The 18,665-nt window shown below is 66.0% G+C and carries 18 protein-coding genes; 14 read left to right on the top strand and 4 right to left on the bottom strand.

Annotated elements, in window-relative coordinates:
- The first annotated feature begins 6 nt into the window (after positions 1-6).
- The 9 genes from KI794_RS16055 (at position 7) to KI794_RS16015 (ending at position 10,403) form a co-directional block, all read left to right on the top strand.
- Positions 7-954 (top strand): ABC transporter substrate-binding protein, encoded by a 948-nt coding sequence (locus KI794_RS16055; protein ID WP_255808649.1) that lies wholly within the window; start codon positions 7-9, stop codon positions 952-954.
- 232 nt (positions 955-1,186) lie between these two features.
- On the top strand, positions 1,187-1,876 hold the full coding sequence (locus KI794_RS16050) for a GntR family transcriptional regulator (protein WP_119285443.1): 690 nt from the start codon (positions 1,187-1,189) through the stop codon (positions 1,874-1,876).
- Complete coding sequence (locus tag KI794_RS16045; protein ID WP_119285444.1) at positions 1,873-3,396, top strand: MmgE/PrpD family protein; 1,524 nt, start codon at positions 1,873-1,875, stop codon at positions 3,394-3,396. The genes KI794_RS16050 and KI794_RS16045 overlap by 4 nt, the downstream gene beginning before the upstream one ends.
- The gene (gene prpB, locus KI794_RS16040) at positions 3,396-4,307 is read left to right on the top strand and encodes a methylisocitrate lyase (RefSeq protein ID WP_255808648.1); all 912 of its coding nucleotides are present in this window, start codon (positions 3,396-3,398) and stop codon (positions 4,305-4,307) included. Before KI794_RS16045 ends, prpB begins: the two co-directional genes overlap by 1 nt.
- 44 nt (positions 4,308-4,351) lie before the next feature.
- Positions 4,352-5,548 (top strand): bifunctional 2-methylcitrate synthase/citrate synthase, encoded by a 1,197-nt coding sequence (locus tag KI794_RS16035; protein WP_119285446.1) that lies wholly within the window; start codon positions 4,352-4,354, stop codon positions 5,546-5,548.
- Positions 5,549-5,733: 185 nt separating this feature from the next.
- The gene (locus tag KI794_RS16030) at positions 5,734-6,510 is read left to right on the top strand and encodes an electron transfer flavoprotein subunit beta/FixA family protein (protein ID WP_119285447.1); all 777 of its coding nucleotides are present in this window, start codon (positions 5,734-5,736) and stop codon (positions 6,508-6,510) included.
- Positions 6,511-6,529: 19 nt separating this feature from the next.
- Complete coding sequence (locus tag KI794_RS16025) at positions 6,530-7,498, top strand: electron transfer flavoprotein subunit alpha/FixB family protein (RefSeq protein ID WP_255808647.1); 969 nt, start codon at positions 6,530-6,532, stop codon at positions 7,496-7,498.
- Positions 7,499-7,503: 5 nt separating this feature from the next.
- Complete coding sequence (locus KI794_RS16020; protein WP_119285449.1) at positions 7,504-9,333, top strand: cytochrome b/b6 domain-containing protein; 1,830 nt, start codon at positions 7,504-7,506, stop codon at positions 9,331-9,333.
- Positions 9,334-9,380: 47 nt separating this feature from the next.
- Positions 9,381-10,403 carry an MBL fold metallo-hydrolase gene (locus KI794_RS16015; RefSeq protein ID WP_255808646.1) on the top strand — a complete coding sequence of 341 codons (1,023 nt, stop codon included), beginning with the start codon at positions 9,381-9,383 and terminating at the stop codon, positions 10,401-10,403.
- A 13-nt stretch (positions 10,404-10,416) separates the two neighbouring features.
- On the opposite strand, the gene KI794_RS16010 is transcribed toward KI794_RS16015, so the two are convergent.
- From KI794_RS16010 to KI794_RS16000, 3 genes are read right to left on the bottom strand one after another with little or no spacing between them, the layout of a single operon-like run.
- Positions 10,417-11,418, bottom strand: coding sequence for a cation diffusion facilitator family transporter (locus KI794_RS16010; protein ID WP_119285451.1), 1,002 nt, complete (start codon positions 11,416-11,418; stop codon positions 10,417-10,419).
- 55 nt (positions 11,419-11,473) lie between these two features.
- Positions 11,474-11,683, bottom strand: a complete 210-nt coding sequence (locus tag KI794_RS16005; protein WP_119285452.1) for a heavy-metal-associated domain-containing protein — start codon at positions 11,681-11,683, stop codon at positions 11,474-11,476.
- Positions 11,684-11,738: 55 nt separating this feature from the next.
- Complete coding sequence (locus KI794_RS16000) at positions 11,739-12,503, bottom strand: sulfite exporter TauE/SafE family protein (RefSeq protein WP_255808645.1); 765 nt, start codon at positions 12,501-12,503, stop codon at positions 11,739-11,741.
- Positions 12,504-12,681: 178 nt separating this feature from the next.
- Here KI794_RS16000 and KI794_RS15995 point away from each other — a divergent pair, with 178 nt between their 5' ends.
- The 5 genes from KI794_RS15995 (at position 12,682) to KI794_RS15975 (ending at position 17,200) form a co-directional block, all read left to right on the top strand.
- A complete protein-coding gene (locus KI794_RS15995) occupies positions 12,682-13,074 on the top strand; it encodes an NIPSNAP family protein (protein WP_255808644.1) in 393 nt (130 codons plus the stop codon).
- Positions 13,071-14,432 (top strand): NAD(P)H-dependent oxidoreductase, encoded by a 1,362-nt coding sequence (locus tag KI794_RS15990; RefSeq protein ID WP_119285453.1) that lies wholly within the window; start codon positions 13,071-13,073, stop codon positions 14,430-14,432. Before KI794_RS15995 ends, KI794_RS15990 begins: the two co-directional genes overlap by 4 nt.
- A gap of 32 nt (positions 14,433-14,464) precedes the next feature.
- On the top strand, positions 14,465-15,559 hold the full coding sequence (locus KI794_RS15985; protein WP_255808643.1) for a 2-keto-3-deoxygluconate permease: 1,095 nt from the start codon (positions 14,465-14,467) through the stop codon (positions 15,557-15,559).
- Positions 15,556-16,335, top strand: coding sequence for an HpcH/HpaI aldolase family protein (locus KI794_RS15980; RefSeq protein WP_162921439.1), 780 nt, complete (start codon positions 15,556-15,558; stop codon positions 16,333-16,335). Before KI794_RS15985 ends, KI794_RS15980 begins: the two co-directional genes overlap by 4 nt.
- Positions 16,336-16,471: 136 nt before the next feature.
- Positions 16,472-17,200 (top strand): FadR/GntR family transcriptional regulator, encoded by a 729-nt coding sequence (locus tag KI794_RS15975; RefSeq protein WP_119285455.1) that lies wholly within the window; start codon positions 16,472-16,474, stop codon positions 17,198-17,200.
- A gap of 18 nt (positions 17,201-17,218) precedes the next feature.
- Here the strand turns inward: KI794_RS15975 and KI794_RS15970 are convergent, their stop codons facing one another.
- Complete coding sequence (locus tag KI794_RS15970) at positions 17,219-18,643, bottom strand: amidase (protein ID WP_255808642.1); 1,425 nt, start codon at positions 18,641-18,643, stop codon at positions 17,219-17,221.
- Between the last annotated feature and the right edge of the window lie 22 nt (positions 18,644-18,665).

Below are 18,665 nucleotides of genomic sequence, written 5' to 3'. Positions count from 1 at the left end.
ACGAAGATGCACACACCATCACGCACACCACGACGGATCGGAGCGCTCGCCGCGCTCGCACTCGCGGGGGTGACACTGCTTTCCGCGTGCGCGGCAGCCGACCCGCTCGACGAGGGGGAGGGGGCCGGGGGCTCCGGGAGCGACGGTGGCGCAAACCAGACGCTCGTCGTCGGCTCGCAGGACTACTACTCCAACGAGATCGTCGCCGAACTCTACGCGCAAGCACTCGAAGACGGCGGGTTCACGGTTGACCGCCAGCTGCGCATCGGTCAGCGCGAGGTCTACATGCCCGAGATCGAGGCCGGGTCCATCGACGTGTTCCCCGAGTACACGGGCAACCTCTTGCAGTATCTCGACGCCGACGCGACGGCGACTTCGGCCGACGAGGTATACAGCGCCCTCGAGACTGCGCTGCCGGACGGGCTGCGGCTGCTCGCACAGTCCGAGGCCTCCGACCAGGATTCGTATGTCGTGACGAGTGAGTTTGCGAAGCAGCACGATCTCACCGAGATCGGTGACCTCGCTGGCGTTGAGAATCTCACCCTTGGCGGAAACTCCGAACTCGAGAAGCGCCCCTACGGTCCGACAGGACTCAAGGACGTCTACGGTGTCGATGTGTCCTTCACCCCCATTGAAGATTCGGGCGGGCCTCTCACGGTGAAGGCGCTGCGCGACGGCCAGGTGCAGATTGTTGATCTCTACTCGGCCGACCCTGTTTTCGCGGACGGCGACCTCGTGGTGCTCGCCGATCCGGAGGGGCTGTTCCTCGCGTCGCACGTGGTGCCCGTGGTCTCCGACAAGGTGGACGCAGACGCTGCGGCCATCATTGATAAGGTCTCCGCGGCGCTGACCGCAGAGGACCTGCAGCAGCTCGGAGCGAAGTCCGCACAGGACCAGGCGCCGGCCGCGAAGATTGCCGCCGGCTGGCTCAAGGACAATGGCCTCGTCGGCTGACCCGGCCGAACACTTCATTCCCCGCCGCGCTCTCTGTGGATTGGCGCAGTTTGGGCGCCTGAACTACGTCAATCCGTAGCGATAGCTGCTGCTGGGCCGTTGCCAATCAATAACCAACGCGCCAAGAATGTATGCATTCTTGGAACTAAAGAGAACCAGGGGTCGCTTTTTCTCCCGTGAGTGTATACGCTAGCTGATGGCGGCACTGAAGCGTCGTGACCGGAGGTGAGTCGTGCGAGCTAGCGATCGGGCGTATGCGACCCTCCTTGAGGAGATCCAGCGCGGTGCGCTCGCGCCCGGGACCGTTCTCGGTGAGGTTGAGCAGGCGGCCCGCCTCGGCGTGAGCCGTACGCCGGCCCGCGAGGCTATTGGTAGGCTCATCTCGAATGGGCTCGCCGCCCAGCTCTCGCCGCGCGTTACTGTCGTCTCCGACTTTGAAGCCGATGACATCCGGGCACTGTTCGAGGTCAGGCGCGCGCTTGAGGAGAACACCGCGAGGATTGCGGCCGCGAAGGGTGATCCTGCTGTGTTTGGCGAGCTCGCCGATGCGTTTGCGGCGGCCCACCCCGAGAGCGGGGAAGTGGCGGCTGATTCCTATTATGAGCTCATCGCCCGCTTCGATGCCGCGCTCGACGAGGCCGTCGACAACCAGTACTTCACGAGTGCGCTCCGCACGATCCGCACGCACCTCGCCCGCGCCCGACGGCTCGCACGCGACAACCGCGCGAGACTTCAAGCCTCGGTCGCCGAGCACACGCTTATCGCCCGGGCAATCGCAGCCGGCGACGGCGAGCTCGCGGCCCACGCCACACACGTTCACCTGCATAACGCGCTCGCCGCGATTCTTGCGTCGCTCGGTACCTCCGGTGTGAGTGGCGACATCCACAGCACAGCATCACCGTCTGAAGGGACAACACTATGACTGTCATTCACAACGTTCGCGTATACAAGAGCGAAGAGACGCTTGAGCGTGAAGACCAGCTCGCTTGGAAGATCGCCGAGGTCGCCGTCGACCCCGTCGAGGTCGACGCCGACGTGCTCGACATGATCATCAACCGCATCATCGACAACGCCTCGGTCGCCGCAGCTTCGCTCACGCGCGGCCCCATCGTCGCCTCCCGTGCGCAGGCGCTCAGCCACCCTGTCTCCACAGGCGGCAAGGGGGCCTCGGTGTTCGGCCTTGACGCCGAGCGCACGAGCCCCGAGTGGGCGGCCTGGGCGAATGGCGTTGCAGTGCGCGAGCTCGACTACCACGACACGTTCCTCGCGGCCGAGTACTCGCACCCAGGCGACAATATCCCGCCGATCCTCGCTGTCGCGCAGCACGTTGGCAAGGACGGCCGAGCGCTCGTTCGTGCGATCGCAACCGGCTACGAGATCCAGATGGACCTCGTGCGCGCGATCTGCCTGCACAAGCATAAGATCGACCACGTCGCGCACATCGGCCCGTCGGCCGCCGCCGGCATCGGCACGCTGCTCGGCCTCGACACCGAGACGATTTACCAGGCTGTAGCCCAGGGCCTGCACACGACCACCGCGACGCGTCAGTCGCGCAAGGGCGAGATTTCGACCTGGAAGGCGCACGCTCCCGCGTTCGCCGGCAAGATGGCGGTTGAGGCGGTGGATCGCGCGATGCGCGGTCAGACCTCGCCGAGCCCGATCTACGAAGGCGAGGACGGTGTTATCGCCTGGATGCTTGACGGCCCCGACGCGAAGTACGCCGTGCCGCTGCCTGCGAAGGGTGAGCCGAAGCGGGCGATCCTCGACAGCTATACAAAGGAGCACTCGGCCGAGTACCAGGCGCAGGCCTGGATCGACCTCGCCCGCAAGCTGCACGGCGAGCACCCGGAGCTGCTCGACGTCGCGAACGTGAAGAGCGTCGTGCTGCACACGAGCCACCACACGCACTACGTCATCGGCTCGGGCGCGAACGACCCGCAGAAGTACGACCCGAATGCTTCACGTGAAACACTCGACCACTCGATCCCGTACATCTTCGCGGTCGCGCTGCAGGATGGCGGCTGGCACCACGTCGACTCGTACACCCCGGAGCGCGCACACCGCGCCGACACCGTCGAGCTGTGGAACAAGATCACTACGGCCGAGGACGCCGAGTGGACGCGCCGCTACCACTCCGAGGATCCCGACGAGAAGGCGTTCGGCGGCCGCGTCGAGATCGAGCTCGCCGACGGCACAAAGATTGTCGACGAGATCGCTGTCGCAGACGCGCACCCGCTCGGCGCGCGACCGTTCGCCCGCGACAACTACATCGCGAAGTTCCGTCTGCTGGCCGAGCCCGTGCTCGAGCCCGCCGAGATCGAGCGATTCCTCGATCTCGTGCAGCGCCTGCCCGAGCTCTCGGCCGACGAGGTGCGCGAGCTGAACATCGTTGCGAAGGCAGGCGTCATCGACCTCGCCTCCGCCCCGAAGGGACTCTTCTAATGCTGTACTCCAAGACACCGCCGGCCGAGAAGCGCCGGTTGTTCCGCGAGCGGCTCGCTACGGGGGAGCTGCTGCGCTTTCCAGGCGCGTTCAACCCGCTGTCAGCCCGCATGATCGAGCAGAAGGGGTTCGAGGGAGTCTACATCTCGGGCGCAGTGCTCGCCGCTGATCTTGGCCTGCCCGACATTGGCCTCACGACGCTCACCGAGGTCGCCGGCCGCGGCGAGCAGATCGCGCGGATGACGGATCTGCCGGCGATCATCGACGCAGACACCGGCTTCGGCGAGCCGATGAACGTCGCCCGCACGATCCAGGAGCTCGAGAACGCGGGCCTCGCAGGCGCGCACATCGAGGATCAGATCAACCCGAAGCGCTGCGGCCATCTCGATGGCAAGGCAGTCGTTGACGAGGGCACCGCGACCAAGCGCATCCGCGCGGCGCGCGACGCGAGGCGCGACGAGAACTTCCTCATCATGGCGCGCACCGACATTCGCGCGACCGCCGACGGCCCGCACGGCCTCGAGCTCGCGAAGGATCGCGCGAAGGCGCTCGTTGACGCCGGCGCCGACGCGATCTTCCCCGAGGCGATGCGCACGCTCGAGGAGTTCGAAGCGATCCGCGGCGCGGTCGACGTGCCGCTGCTCGCGAACATGACTGAGTTCGGCAAGAGCGAGCTATTCACAACGCAGCAGCTCGCCGACGTCGGCATGAACATCGTGATTTGGCCAGTGTCGATGCTCCGCATCTCGATGGGGGCGACGGGCCGCGCGCTCGACACGATCATCGAGGAGGGCTCGCTGAAGTCCAAGCTCGATGAGATGCAGCATCGCGCTGACCTCTACGACCTGGTTGACTACGAGGGGTACAACCACTTCGACACCAGCGTGTTCAATTTCGAGGTGGAGCGCTAGCCGCGCTCTCACCGCCCGCAGCAGCACAAGCGAAGGAGCTTACCGTGACTGAGAACCAGGCAGCACAGATTCAGAAGGGCCTCGCCGGGGTCGTCGCCGATTTCACGGCGATTTCGAAGGTCAACCCAGAGAGCAATAGCCTGCTGTATCGGGGCTATCCCGTGCAGGAGCTCGCGGCTACGCAGCCATTTGAGGCCGTCGCGTACCTGCTCTGGAACGGCGAGCTGCCGAGCGATGCTCAGCTTGCCGAGTTGCGGGCGGAGGAGCGCAAGCACCGAGCGCTCGCCGCCAACGTCAAGGCAGCGATCGATCTGCTGCCGCTTGCGGCGCACCCGATGGACGAGGTGCGTACGGCGGTCAGCGTCATCGGCGCATCCGACGTGTCGGGGTCAGGATCTGTGCTTGACGCTGCAGGCAGCCCCGAAGAGAACCTGGCCAGGAGCGTGAGGCTCTACGCTGCGCTGCCCGCGATCGTCGCCTACGGCCAGCGGCGCCGACGGGGTGAGGAACTCGTGGAGCCACGCGACGACCTCGACTACGCGGCGAACTTCCTATGGATGACCTTCGGAGAGGAAGCTGACGAGGTCGTCGTCGATGCGTTCAACCGCTCGATGACCCTGTACGCCGAGCACTCGTTCAACGCCTCAACCTTCACTGCGCGCGTCATTACCTCGACGCTGTCTGACCTCTACTCGGCGGTCGTCGGCGCGATCGGAGCGTTGAAGGGGCCGCTCCACGGCGGCGCAAACGAGGCAGTGATGCATATCTTCGACGAGATCGGCGAGGCCGAGAAGGTCACCGCTTGGCTCGACGAGGCGCTCGCCGAAAAGCGAAAGATCATGGGCTTTGGGCACAGGGTCTACAAGCGTGGCGACTCGCGTGTGCCGACGATGAAGGCCGCGCTCGACACGCTCGTTGAGCACTACGACCGGCCTGACGTTGCTGCACTCTACGACGCGCTCGAGGGGGAGTTCGTGTCGCGAAAAGGCATCTACCCGAACCTCGACTACCCGTCGGGCCCCGCGTACAACCTCATCGGATTCGACACCCTCACGTTCACGCCGCTGTTCATCGCCTCGCGCGTGACTGGCTGGACCGCGCACATCATGGAGCAGACGGCGTCGAACGCGCTCATCCGCCCACTGTCGGCCTACAACGGTGTCGACGAGCGCCACATAGACGGATACGTCGCCGACGCTGAGGCCCTCGCCGCGGCGGAGCGCCCGGAGGAGCGGGGCTAGCAGAACACCACAGCCCAACCGGCTGTGCGAGGGGCGAATCAGGTGGGTCGCGCAACAATTTCCACTTTGAGGCATTCCCTCACGTATGATGCGTTTACGAGGAAATCACGCGCTCTACCCGGGCGCTGGGCGGCGCAGCGGCCCGAACGAGATCTCAGGCCGCGAGGCCGAGTTAAGGAGAATCGATGAAGATTGTCGTGCTGGTCAAGGAGGTTCCCGATACATACGGGGATCGCAAACTGAACCTTGAAACCGGAATCGCAGACCGTGCAGCCTCCGACACCGTTCTTGACGAGATCGGCGAGCGCGCGCTTGAGGCGGCACTCTCTTTCGCCGACGCGAACGAAGGTACCGAGGTCGTCGTGCTGACGCTCGCACCCGAAGGGGCGAGCGGCTCGATCCGCAAAGCGCTCGGCATGGGCGCGCACTCGGCGGTGCACGTCGTCGACGAAGCGTTGCTCGGGGCTGACCTCGGCTTGACCGCAGAGGTGCTCGCGAAAGCGATCACTCGTGCGGGTTTCGACCTCGTCATCGCTGGCAACGCTTCAACTGACGGCTCGGGCGGCGCTATCCCCGCGATGCTCGCTGAACACCTGCGCGTGCCGGGCCTCACTGGCCTGAGCGAGGTGGCGATCTCAGCCTCCGCAGTTTCGGGCGTACGCCCTGTTGATGGCGGGCTGCAGAAAGTTTCCGCCGATTTGCCGGCCGTGATCTCGATCACCGAGGCGCTGCCAGAGGCGCGCTTCGCAAACTTCAAGGGCATCATGGCCGCGAAGAAGAAGCCGCTCGAGGTTGTCTCGCTCGCGGATCTTGGCGTCGACGCCGAAGATCCGGCTGCGGCACGCTCGATCATGACCGCCGTAGCCGAGAAGCCTGCCCGAGCCGCGGGCGTGAAGATCGTTGATGAGGGCGATGCAGGCACACAGCTCGCCAACTATCTCATCGAGAACCGACTGGTATAGGGACGAAGGGAAACAGATCATGGCTGAATTTGCACAGGACTCGATCCTTGTCGTCCTCGAACCGCAAGCATCTGGCGGCCTTGAGGACGCCGCCGCAGGCCTGCTCGGTGCTGCTTCGCAGGCGGGTACACCCGTCGCGCTCGTGGTTGGCCCCGAGGCGCTCGCCGCCGATGCGGCTGCACTCGGTGCAACGCGGGTGCTCGTCGCGACACCGACTGATACCGCGACGCTCGGCACGTTTGCCGTCGACGCGCTCCAGGCCGCCGCTGCCCTCGTTGAACCAGACGCCGTGCTGGTCTCGAACTCCGTGAACGGTCGCGACACCGCGGCCCGGTTCGCTGTGCGAAGCAAGTCTGCTCTTGCGGTCGACGCTGTCGGTGTCGCGCGAGACGATCTCGGAGTCGTCGCACAGCACTCGGTCTACGGCGGCGCGTACAACGTCACGTCGGCGCCGACGTTCGGCGCACCCGTTGTCACAATCCGGCAGGGCGCCGTCGACGCGCGCGCCGAGGCTCAGACAGCATCAGCCGAGCCACTCACAGTGACCGACTCGGGCGCACCCGCTGCGCGCATTGACTCGTTCGAAGCCGTGACCGAGGTTTCTTCGCGTCCCGAACTCCGCGGAGCGGCTCGGGTGGTCTCCGGTGGCCGCGGACTCGGCTCGAAAGAGCAGTTCGAGCTCGTCGCGCAGCTCGCTGACGCCCTCGGCGCAGCTGTCGGCGCTTCCCGCGCTGCAGTCGACGCGGGCTTCGTTCCCAGCTCGTACCAGGTCGGACAGACAGGCGTCTCGGTCTCCCCTCAGTTGTACATCGCCCTCGGCATCTCGGGCGCGATCCAGCACCGCGCGGGAATGCAGACAGCAAAAAACATCGTCGCGATCAACAAAGACGGCGATGCGCCGATCTTCGACGTCGCCGACTTCGGCGTTGTCGGCGACGTGTTCACTGTCGTGCCACAGCTCCTCGCAGCCCTCGAAGCTAGGCAGTAGCAGCGATGGCGAGCTACTCCCAGACGATACGGAGCGGGTTGCCCCGCGTCCCAGGGGGCGAGCCCTGGCCGCCCACCGGGGCGCTGGCAGGTGCGCCAGCCGTCGCGCTCGCGCACGAGCCAGTTGGTGCGCAGCCAGCACCGACCCAGCCCGCTCCTACGCAAACTCCCGGCGACGCCTCGACCCCAGTCGAGGCCGCCGAGGCGGTGGCTCCTGTAGTTGCTGACGCTCCGGCCGACCTCGCGACCCCCGCGCCCGCTGCGGCTTCCGCGGCTACGGGAACGGCAACGGCGCTGAGCTCCGTACCGCTCCGCCGCGGACTTCCCCGCGTCGCCGGGGGAGAACCGTGGCCGCCCGAGGGGCTCGCGCCAGCTGGCACGGCGGTGCCGGCCTCCGCGGGTCCTGCTGCGGGCGCTGTGCCCGCTGCAGCGGCTGCCGCACCAGCAACAGCGCCAGTCGCTGAGGCTGTTGCGGCTGTGCCCGCGAGTGCGCTGAGCGCCGCGCCACCCGAGGCTCCAGGCTCTTCGGTTGCCGCCGGTGCTCCTGCCGCCCCTGTCGTGTTCGGTACCACCCCGCTTCGCCGCGGGCTGCCTCGCGTCGCCGGCGGCGACCCTTGGCCGCCAGAGGGCCTCGCGCCCGAGCGCGCAGCCGCCCAGTCTGCCGCCGCGCAGGCGGCGCCGGTGCCCACCGCAGCGCCTGCGGCCACCCCGCCACATGCTGAGACGCCTGTCCCCACTCAGCCCGCAGCTATTCCGGCGCCTGCCGCAGCGAGCGGTACACCCGCGACGGCTGCCCCGGTTCCCGCCCCCGCAACTCAGGCTCCCGCCCCTGCAACTCAGGCTCCGGCCGCTGCAGCTCCGGCGCCCGCTCCGGCGGCTCAGCAGGCCGCGCCGGCACCCGCAGCGAAGCCAGACAAGCCGGTGCGAGAGCCGAAGATGATCGGGTCGCGGTCGCTCTCGCAGTGGGTGAAACTCGGGTCGCTGGGCCTTGTCGGGCTTGTCGCGTTCGCTGGCCTCATAGTGCTTGCAGCACGCGGCGTGACCACGCTTCCCGGAGTTCCAGAGTTCCTTGAGCGGTACCCGGGCGAGTACCATCCGGCGTACGAACCCGACGAGGGTTTCCCCGCATGGGCGCGCTGGACGCACTACCTGAACCTGTTCTTCATGGTGCTGATTGTCCGCACGGGCCTCACGGTGCGCCATCAGCAGAAGCCTGACGCCTTCTTCACGCCGAAGAAGGGCGGCAAGAAGATCTCGATCCATCTGTGGCTGCACACGAGCATCGATCTGCTCTGGCTCGCAAACGGCATCATCTTTGTTGTGCTGTTGTTCGTCACCGGGCACTGGGCGCGCATTGTGCCGACGAGTTGGGAAGTCTTCCCGAACGCGGCATCGGCGATGTTGCAGTACCTCACGCTCGATTGGCCTGTCGAGAACGGTTGGGTGAACTACAACGCGCTACAGCAGATCATGTACTTCGTCATCGTGTTCATCGCGGCACCGGTTGCTGCGCTCACCGGGCTTCGGATGAGCGAGTGGTGGCCAAAGAACAACGAGAAGCTCGACAAGGTCTTCCCGGCTCCGCTTGCGCGGGCGCTGCACTACCCGACGATGCTGTTCTTTGTGTTCTTCGTGATCGTCCACGTGTTCCTGGTACTCACGACGGGTGCGCTGCGGAATCTCAACCATATGTACGCAGGCAATGACGGGGCTGGCTGGTTCGGGTTCTGGATGTTCACGGCAGGTCTCGCGCTCATCGCGATCGCCTGGTTCCTCACGCGACCGCTGCTCGTCGCGCCAATCGCGAACCTGTTCGGCAAGGTCAGCAACCGCTAACCTTGCCGAGCAGCGCTCGCGCACAACGCAGCACCGTATCAGGAGGTATGGCAGTGGATCCCGTTCGCACGACAAGCGATAACCAGCGGAACGCGCTTCGCGCCGGAACGATTCCGCCGATCGAGGAGGTCCGTCCAGGGATCCACGCCATCGCCCTGGATATGCCTGGCATGCAGCCCCCTTACGCGTTCAGCTATGCGATCCTCGCTGGCGATGGTTCGCGTGCGGTGCACGTTGTCGACGCAGGGCTCGACACCGACGCGAACTGGGCGGCGTTTGGCGAGGCGATCGCGTCGCTGGACCGCGAGCTCGCCGATATCGAGACGGTGACCCTCACCCACCTGCACTTTGACCACACCGGCCTTGCGAACCGGATTCGTGAGGCATCGGGCGCCCGGGTGCGCATGCACGCTGACGAAGCAGCGGCGATCCGAGAGGGGCTCCAGTTCTCGGCAGGGCACGATGTTGGCGACATGCTTGGGGAGTGGGGAGTGCCCGAGGAATGGCGGGAGCAGCTCCTCGCCATCGCGAACTCGCGAGCTGATTTCGGTGCGACGGTGGTCGTTGACGACGAGCTCGCCGACGGAGACACGCTTGACCTCGGACGTTACCGCGCCTTCGTGATTCACACGCCCGGCCACACTACTGGCCACATCTGCCTCGCGCTCGAAGACGCCGATGCGGTGTTCACGGGAGACCACGTGCTACCGCTGATCAATCCCGGAGTCGCGCTTGGTGGGAAACGCACCGCGGATCCGCTGGGTGAGTATTACGAGTCGCTTGAGAAGCTCGCGCCGTACGCCGGAGCAGAGGCGTTGCCCGGGCACGGCTTCCGGTTCGCGCCACTCGGATCGCGCTGTGCCGAGATTCGCGAGCATCACGAGGCCCGCACGCGGCAGGCAGCCGAGTGTCTGTCTGCCGAGCCGGGTCTGACCGTTTGGCAGCTCGCCGGTAAGCTCTCGTGGACGGGCGGGTGGGAGAATCTGCCGATCGTCTCTCGCGTCTCAGCGCTCGCCCAGACCGACATGCACTACGCGCGCGTCGTTCGCACAGCAGCCGCGCGCCAGTAAGCCCCATCGCGCGCTAGTCGTGGGTGTGCAGCCGTAGGCTCGGTATGTCGTGGCTTTCTGGTTCGAGCTGCAGCGTGGAGTGTTCAAGGTTGAAGTGCTCGACGAGGCAGGCCTTGAGCTCGTCGAGTACCGCGTGATACCCGCGTTCGCTCCACGAGTCATCAGTAATGGTGACGTGGGCCGAAAACGCCGGGACGCCCGAGGTGATCGTCCACGCGTGCACGTCGTGCACCTCGACGACGCCAGGCACCGCGAGCATATGATCGCGCGCTGCGTTGACATCGAAGTCCTTTGGCGTCGCCTCGAGGAGTACGGAAACAACGTCGCGAAGGAGACTGTAGGCGCGCGGTGCGATGAGCAGCGCAATCGCGATCGACGCAATCTGGTCGACCATCATCCAGCCCGTGACGGCAATGATGATGCCAGCGACGATGACTGCAAGCGAGCCGAGGAGGTCGCCGAGTACCTCGAGATAGGCTCCGCGAACGTTGAGGCTCTCCTTCTGGCCCGAGCGCAAAATAAGCAGGGACACGAGGTTCGCTGCCGCGCCGATCACCGCCGCGATGAGCATTGGTGTCGACTGCACTTCGACCTCGGAACCGAAGCGCGAGATCGCCTGCACGAAGATGACGACGGCGATGACGCCGAGCACGATGCCGTTTGCGAGCGCGGCGAGCACCTCCACCCGGAGATAGCCGTAGGTCCGTTTCGAGTTGGCCGGCAGCGTCGCAATGATGCTCGCGAGCAGGGCGATCGCGACGCCGGTGGCGTCGGTCAGCATGTGGCCGGAGTCGGCAAGGAGCGAGAGCGACTTCGAGATGAAGGCGCCAACAAGCTGCACCAGAAACACGCTGAGTGTGATCGCAAGTACCAGGATCAGGCGTGTGCGGTGCTTGCCCGTCGCCGTCGCTGCGCCCTCGAGCCCGTGCGAATGGCCGGCGTGGCTCTCTCCGCCGCCAGCGGGGGCCGACGGATGGCCGGGGCTAAACTCGGGGTCGCAATTCGGCTCATCCATGCTTCGCATGTTACCTGGCTTCCCTCATCGTGTCGCGGGTCGTATCCACGCCCGGCTAGACGACCGTTGCCTCGTAGCCAGCCTCGTCGACCGCCGCGATCACGGCCGCGACGTCGAGGGGGGTCTCGGACTCGACGCGCAGCAGGCCCGACGTCGCGTTCACCTCGAGGACCCGGGCGCCGGGCACCTCGCCGACCTCCTCGCGTACGTGGTTTTCGCAGTTTCCGCAGGTCATTCCGGTGACAGAGAAATCGATCGTGTGCATGTCACTCACGCTATACCCCGAGGGGGTACTTCGGCAATGTGGGCCGTGATGCGTCCTAGCTCAGCAGCAGGTAGAGCGCGCCGAGGGAGGTACCAGCGATCACTGCCCACTCGAAGGTGCGCTGGCGAATGCGCGCGGCGATCAGGCGCCCGAGGAAGGCGCCGGCGACCACGCCGGGAACGAGTAATAGGTCGAGCTCGAGCGTCGCGGGGGTAATGAGGCCGAGGCTGATTGAAATCGGGAGCTTGGTGAGGTTGATTGCGGCGAAGAACCAGGCGGCGGTGCCGAGGAAGGTCGCCACTGGAAGCCGTGCGGACAGGAAGTAGAGCGACATGACCGGGCCGCCGGCGTTCGCGACCATCGTCGTGAACCCGCCGAGCGTTCCGAACCCGGCGCGCGCGGCGGCGTGAGAGGGCTCGGCGGGATGTGGTTCGGCGGCGCGCGGGTGCCATCGCTGCCACAGCGTCACGCCAATGAGTACGAGCAGGATCGCACCGATGACCCGACGCACCGACCCGTCGTTCGTGAGTGCAAGGAACAGCGCCCCAAGGCCGAGTCCGAGCGCGGCGAATGGGATGAGGCGCAGAAGGGCCCGCCAGTCGGCCTCCCTCCGGTAGCTCACGAGCGCGAATACGTCGCCGACGATGAGGAGCAGGAGCAGCGCCCCCGTCGAGGCCTTCGCTGGCAGCACGGCAGCAAAGATCGCGATGGAGATCGTATTGATCCCTGGCAGCGCTGTCTTCGAGACGCCAACGAGCACCGCTGCGACGAGCAGCAGGCCCCACGCCTGGGGGGCGAGCTCGAACTGCGACGGGGTCATGCCGACACTCTACCGACTGTCGTGTGTCGTGCTCCGACCCGATTGTGGGCCGATGTTGACGGAGTCAGTCTGGACCTCTATGCTAAACATCGACCGGTTGATGTTTCGCTCTGGTGGAGGCAACTCCCGCGGAATATCAACGGACATGAACCCGCAACGAAGCGAAAAGGAGGCGTGCGTGATCGTCGAAATGCGCACCTACGACATCAACCCGGGCATACCGATGGCGGAGTTCCTTGCGAACTACGAGCGCCTCGGTTTACCAGCGCAGAAGCGTATTCTCGAGGGTTTCCTCGGCTATTTCACGACCGAGTTCGGCACGCAGAATCAGGTGCGCCACCTCTGGGCGTTCACCGACCTGAATGACCGTGCAGCGCGGCGGGCGGCGCTCGCCGCAGACCCAGAGTGGCAGGCGTGCATCGACGTCGTTCGACCGATGATCGTCCGCTGGGACAACACAATCATGACGCCGACATCGTTCTCGCCCATCCGTGAGCTGCCGGTCGCCCCGGCTGACGAGCTGACCGCCTTCAATTTTGGCCTCGCCGGCCAGGCAGGAGAACTCGCATGAACCTCTACGACCTGATGCAGCAGCGAGCACAGGCGGCGGGCCCGATCCGGGTCGGTGTCATCGGCGCAGGGAAGTTCGCCTCGATGTTTCTTACCCAGGCCGCCGGGCAACCCGAGTTCCACGTTATCGGTGTCGCCGAGCTCGACCCGGCCCGGGCGGAGGCCTCCCTCGCGCGCACCGGCTGGGACGCCGAGCGCTACGGCCGAATTACCCTTGATGAGGCTCGCGAGAGCGGCCGCACTGCGGTCGTCACCGACTCGATGGAGCTCGTGTCGAGCGAGCACGTCGAGGTCATCCTCGAAGTGACTGGAAATCCGCTCGTCGGCACGAAGCACGCCCTCGCCGCAATCGAGCACGGCAAGCACATCATCATGGTGAATGTCGAAGCGGATTGCATGGTCGGCCCGATCCTCAAGGAGAAGGCAGACGCCGCTGGCGTCGTCTACTCAATGGCCTATGGCGACCAGCCCGCGCTTATTTCCGAGATGGTCGACTGGTGCCGCACCGTCGGCTACGAGGTTGTCGCCGCGGGCAAGGGCACCAAGTACCTTCCCGAGTATGAGGAGTCGACGCCCGAGACCGTATGGGGCTACTACGGCCTCACCGAGGAGCAGGCGCAGGCCGGCGGGATGAACCCACAGATGTTCAACTCGTTCATCGACGGCACGAAGTCAGCCATCGAGATGGCGGCCGTCGCAAACGCCACCGGACTCGTCCCCGATGCCGACGGGCTGCGGTTCCCGCCAGTGAGCGTCGACGACCTCTCGAGTGAACTCATCCCCGCCGATCGCGGTGGAGTGCTGCGGCAGAGCGGAACTGTTGAGGTCGTCTCGAGCCTCGAGCGTGATGGCAGCGAGATTGCGCGCGACCTGCGCTGGGGCGTATACGTCACGTTCAAGGCGCGGACCGAATATGCGGCAGCGTGCTTCACCGAGTACGGCGTGATCACCGACCCGAGTGGTGAGTTCGCATCCCTGTATCGGCCGTACCACATGATCGGCATGGAACTCGGGGTGAGCATCGCCTCCGCCGTGCTGCGCGGAGAGGCGACTGGCGCTCCGAAGGCGTTCATCGGCGACGTCATCAGCGTGGCCAAGCGCGACCTCGCCCCTGGAGACGTGCTCGACGGCGAGGGCGGCTACACGGTGCGCGGTGCGCTCACGAGCGCCGAGCGATCCCTCGACGGGCGCTGCCTGCCGATGGGGCTCGCGCATGGAGCGAAGGTCGTTCGCGCGGTCGCGAAGGGCCAGCCAGTCAGCTGGGACGACGTCGAACTCCCCGCCGACACGATCGCGGTCGAGGTGCGCCGCGAACTCGAAGCCAGGGCACGCGAGGCCCGATCCACCGCGGCCGCCTAGGCCGTCAGCCACATCTCACGAAGGAGTGAGTCTTGACCGAAACCACTACCACTGGGCCGCTCAAGCGACTCGGGAAGCTCGTCGGAAGCGTGCCTGGCGCGCTCATGATCTACCCGCTGTTTCTCGGCGCCATTATTAACACCTTCTTCCCCGAACTACTCGACATCGGCAGCTTCACGACGGCGCTCTTCCGCGACGGCGTCGGCGCCCTCCTTGGGCTGTTCTTCTTCTGTATGGGCGCGCAGCTCGACTTTCGGCAGGGAGCCGTGACGCTCGAGAAGGGCGTCGTCGTGCTCACCGCAAAGGTCGGCGTCGGCATCGCGATCGGCCTCGGCGTGGCGTTCCTTGTCCCCGGCGGCGTGCTCTGGGGGCTCACTCCGCTCGCGCTCATTGCGGCGATCACGAACTCGAACTCGACCCTGTACGTCGCGCTCACGAAGCAGTTCGGCAACCTTAGCGACCGCGGCGCAGTGTCGGTGCTGTCGATCAACGACGGCCCGTTCATCACGCTCATCGCGCTTGGAGCTGCTGGCCTCGCGTCGTTCCCTGCCGAGATGCTCGTCGGGATCCTGCTCCCGCTCGTCATCGGATTCATCGTCGGCAACGTGAGCCCCACCGCCCGCAACTTCCTGAAGCCAGGCGAGCTGCTCCTCATCCCGTTCCTCGGTTTCATCGTCGGCCGCGGTATCGACTTCGCGGCGCTGCCGCAGTCGGGCCTGCAGGGCGTGCTCCTTGGCCTCTTCTCGCTCACAATTGTCGCCGCCGCGAGCATGGGGCTGCTGTACCTCGTGCATGTGCTGCGTGGCCGCCCGAAGCGCGCCCGCAACGTCATCGCCGGTGCGGCCGAGTCAACGACCGCTGGCAATGCGATCGCGACACCGGCGGCAGTTGCGCTCGTCGACCCGAGCTACGAGTCGATCCAGGCGATCGCGACATCGCAGATCGCCGCCGCCGTCATCACCACCGCGATCCTCGTCCCCTTCCTTGTTGCTTGGGTCTCCAAGTGGCAGCTGAAGCGCGGCACGTCGCCGCAGGCCGAGGACGAATGGAACTTCCGAAGGCACACGGAAGACACCCACACATCGGGCGCGAACGCCGCGGCCGACGAACGAAAGGTAATGAGTTGAACGAGAAGCTCCGCCATAAGCTCGCAGCAGGGGAGACCGCATTTGGTCTCTGGGTGACCTCCGAGGCGTCCGCGGTGACCGAGGTTGCTGGGATGCTCGGGATCGACTGGATCTGCATCGACATGGAGCACGGCTACCTGAACTTCAAAGACATTCAGGGCCACCTGCAGGCCGCGCGCGGCACAGACATGACCGTGCTTGTTCGCCCGCCATCGCAAGATCTCGAGCCGATCAAGCGGGCGCTCGACGTCGGCGCGCACGGCATCGTGCTGCCCCTCGTCGACAGCGCAGACGAGGTGAAGGCCGCATACGACCACTTCTACTACCCGCCCATCGGGCGCCGCGGCATCGGTGGTGAGCGGTCGGTGAAATGGGGTCTGGATCTCGAGAACTACGTGAAGACAGCGAACGACGAGCTGCTCTTCATTCCGATGATCGAGACGCAGAAATCGTACGACAACCTTGACGAGATTCTCGGCGTCGACGGCATCGAGGCGATCTTCCTCGGTCCCGGCGACATGTCGGCGAGCCGCGGTGCGGTCGGAGAGTGGGAAGGCCCTGGCGTCACCGAAATCAACCTCGACATCCTGCGCCGAGCGAAGGAAAGGGGGATTGGCTCAGGCATCGTGGCCCGTCACACAGACGAGGCAATCCAGCGCCGAGACCAGGGATTCGGCATGGTCTCGCTCGGCTCAGACATCGGCCTCATGATCCGCCAGATCAAGCAGATGGCCGGCGAGCTCGGCAAGGACACCGTCGGGCACCGCTGGTTCTAGCCGCCCCTTTCGCGCACCCGGGAGTGATCTCCGGTGTCAGGATAGATACAGGCCGCACCCCCGCTTGGGTGCGGCCTGTATCATCGCTCCAAGAACGAAGTGGCGGCTCGGCGCGGGGCGTCACGCATGAGGAAGGGTGATTGCTCTGTCTGATCCTGTCTTTCCCGCGGTAGGTGATGCTCGCCGTACCTCGGTCGCCGACATCGTTCAGCACGTCGTGCAGAGCACCGTGAGCCTGGGCATGAAGCCCGGCGACAAGCTGCCCCCTGAGCGCAGACTCGTTGAGCTCCTTGGCGTTGGCCGGTCGCCGCTACGCGAGGCGCTCAAGTGCCTCGACATCATCGGCTTCATCGACATCCGCCCCGGCGACGGCACCTATCTCTCGACCGCCCCGAGCAGTATCCTGCCGCAGGTGGTGTCGTGGGGCGTGCTGCTCGGCACCCGCGAGGCAGACGAACTCATCGAAGCGCGGTACTACACCGAGGTTGCGCTTGCCGGTCTCGCGGCTGAGCGCCGGAGCGACGCGGACCTCACGGAACTTGAAGGACTGCTCGTCAGGATGGAGAGCGCGGAGAACCCTGAAGCATTCGCGAGTGCCGACAACGCGTTCCACCTCGCCATTGCGAGGGCGGCTGCGAACTCCGCTCTCTCAGCGATCCTCCTGAACATCAAGTCGCTGCTCGCGGTCTGGGTTGTCCGCGTCGTCGAGCGCGCGCAGGGGAACGACGCGCTCATTGCGCAACACCGGGCGGTGTTTGAGGCGATCCGCGCGGGAGATGCGCAGGCTGCTGGCGAGACGATGGGCGCCCACATTCACGAGGTCACCGACATGCTGCGGGCGACGCTCGGTGACGCGGCCGCCTAACTCAGGCGCCGAGCGCGCCTAGAACGCGGTGAGCTGCTCCGCGAGAGCGAGGAGCTGCGCCTCGCTGCCCTGCCGACCGATGAGCTGCACCCCGACCGGGAGGCCGGTACTGTCGACGGTGATGGGAACCGCGATGGCTGGCAAGCCCGCTACGTTGACCATTGAGGTGAACGGCGTCAGCTGGCACTGTCGCTTATAGTCTTCGGAGCCCGGGAGCGAGGAGAACTCGCCGATGCGGGGCGGCGCCATCGCAAGCCCGGGAGTCAAGACAATGTCGGTCCGACCCCAGAGCTCGCGAGCCTCGCGACCGAAGCCGCGAAGTCGCGCAGCGCTCTCCTTGTGCTGCGGCAGTGAGCGCGACAGCGCGCGCTCACGCATTTCGCGCGTGATCGGAGCGAGCAGTTCAACCTGGTCGGGCGTCAGGTCGATGAGCGAGAGACTCGCGATCCAACCCTCCGAAAAGAAGTCGAAGTACTCCGGGTCGTAGACGAAGTCGGCCTGGTCGACACCGTGCCCGAGCGCCTGAAGCCGGGCAGCTGCCTCCTCGAACGCGCGAAGGGCGTCGGCCGAGACTGTGATGTCGAGCGCTGGCGCAAACGGGGATGATGTGCTCGCGGCCACGGTGAGCCCCCTGACGTCGTCTGAGCGCAGCACTGCTAGCTCGTAGCTCCCCCTGGCAGCTTCGGCGACCATTGCGTCCATGAGAATCGCCGCATCAAGCGGGGTGCGCGCGAGCGGGCCCGAGACTGTGAGAATGGGGGCGCCAAAGACATCTTCGTAGCCGTTCGTGACGTCTCCGGGCACCGCCCCGAGCCCTGGCTTCAGGCCGATGAGACCGCACGCGAGCGCTGGGATCCGGATCGACCCGCCGCCGTCGGTTCCAGGCGCGACGGGCAGCACACCAGCGGCAACTGCCGCAGCACTGCCGCCGCTCGACCCGCCGGGGGTGCGCTCGAGGTCATGCGGATTGCGAGCTGGAGGTGCGATGAGGTTCTCGGAGTAGCAGTTGAGGCCGAACTCAGGCACCTGGGTCTTGCCGAGTGAGATCGTGCCCGCGGCGCGAAGCCCAGCTACGACTGGATGATCGGCAGCTGCGAGCTGGGGCGGCCTGATGGCGGTGCCGAACGATGTCTTCGCGCCGGCGACGTCAACGATGTCCTTGTGTGCGATCGGCACCCCGAGCAGCGGCTGCCGCGTACTTCCCGCCGCGCCCTCGTCGGCGCCGGCCGTCCGCTTAGCGTGCAGGCTGACATCGGCCGCACGAGCTTCGAGGAGCGCCTCGTCGGCCGTCACCGCGATGAACGCCCCCAGGTCTGCGCGCTCACTGATCCGTCCAAGGTAGTACTCGGCGGCCTCGACCGCGATGACCTCACCTCGACGGAGCGCGTCGCGGAGCGCGACGGCGGATTCGAAGGGTCCAGGCGACGGCGCGAGGGGTTCCATGCTCCGATCGTACGCGGCGCGG

Source organism: Leucobacter aridicollis (assembly GCF_024399335.1).
Classification (GTDB): Bacteria; Actinomycetota; Actinomycetes; order Actinomycetales; family Microbacteriaceae; genus Leucobacter; species Leucobacter aridicollis_A.
The sequence above is the reverse complement of the archived record's forward strand: the minus strand, read 5'-3'. Positions and strand labels throughout refer to the sequence as shown.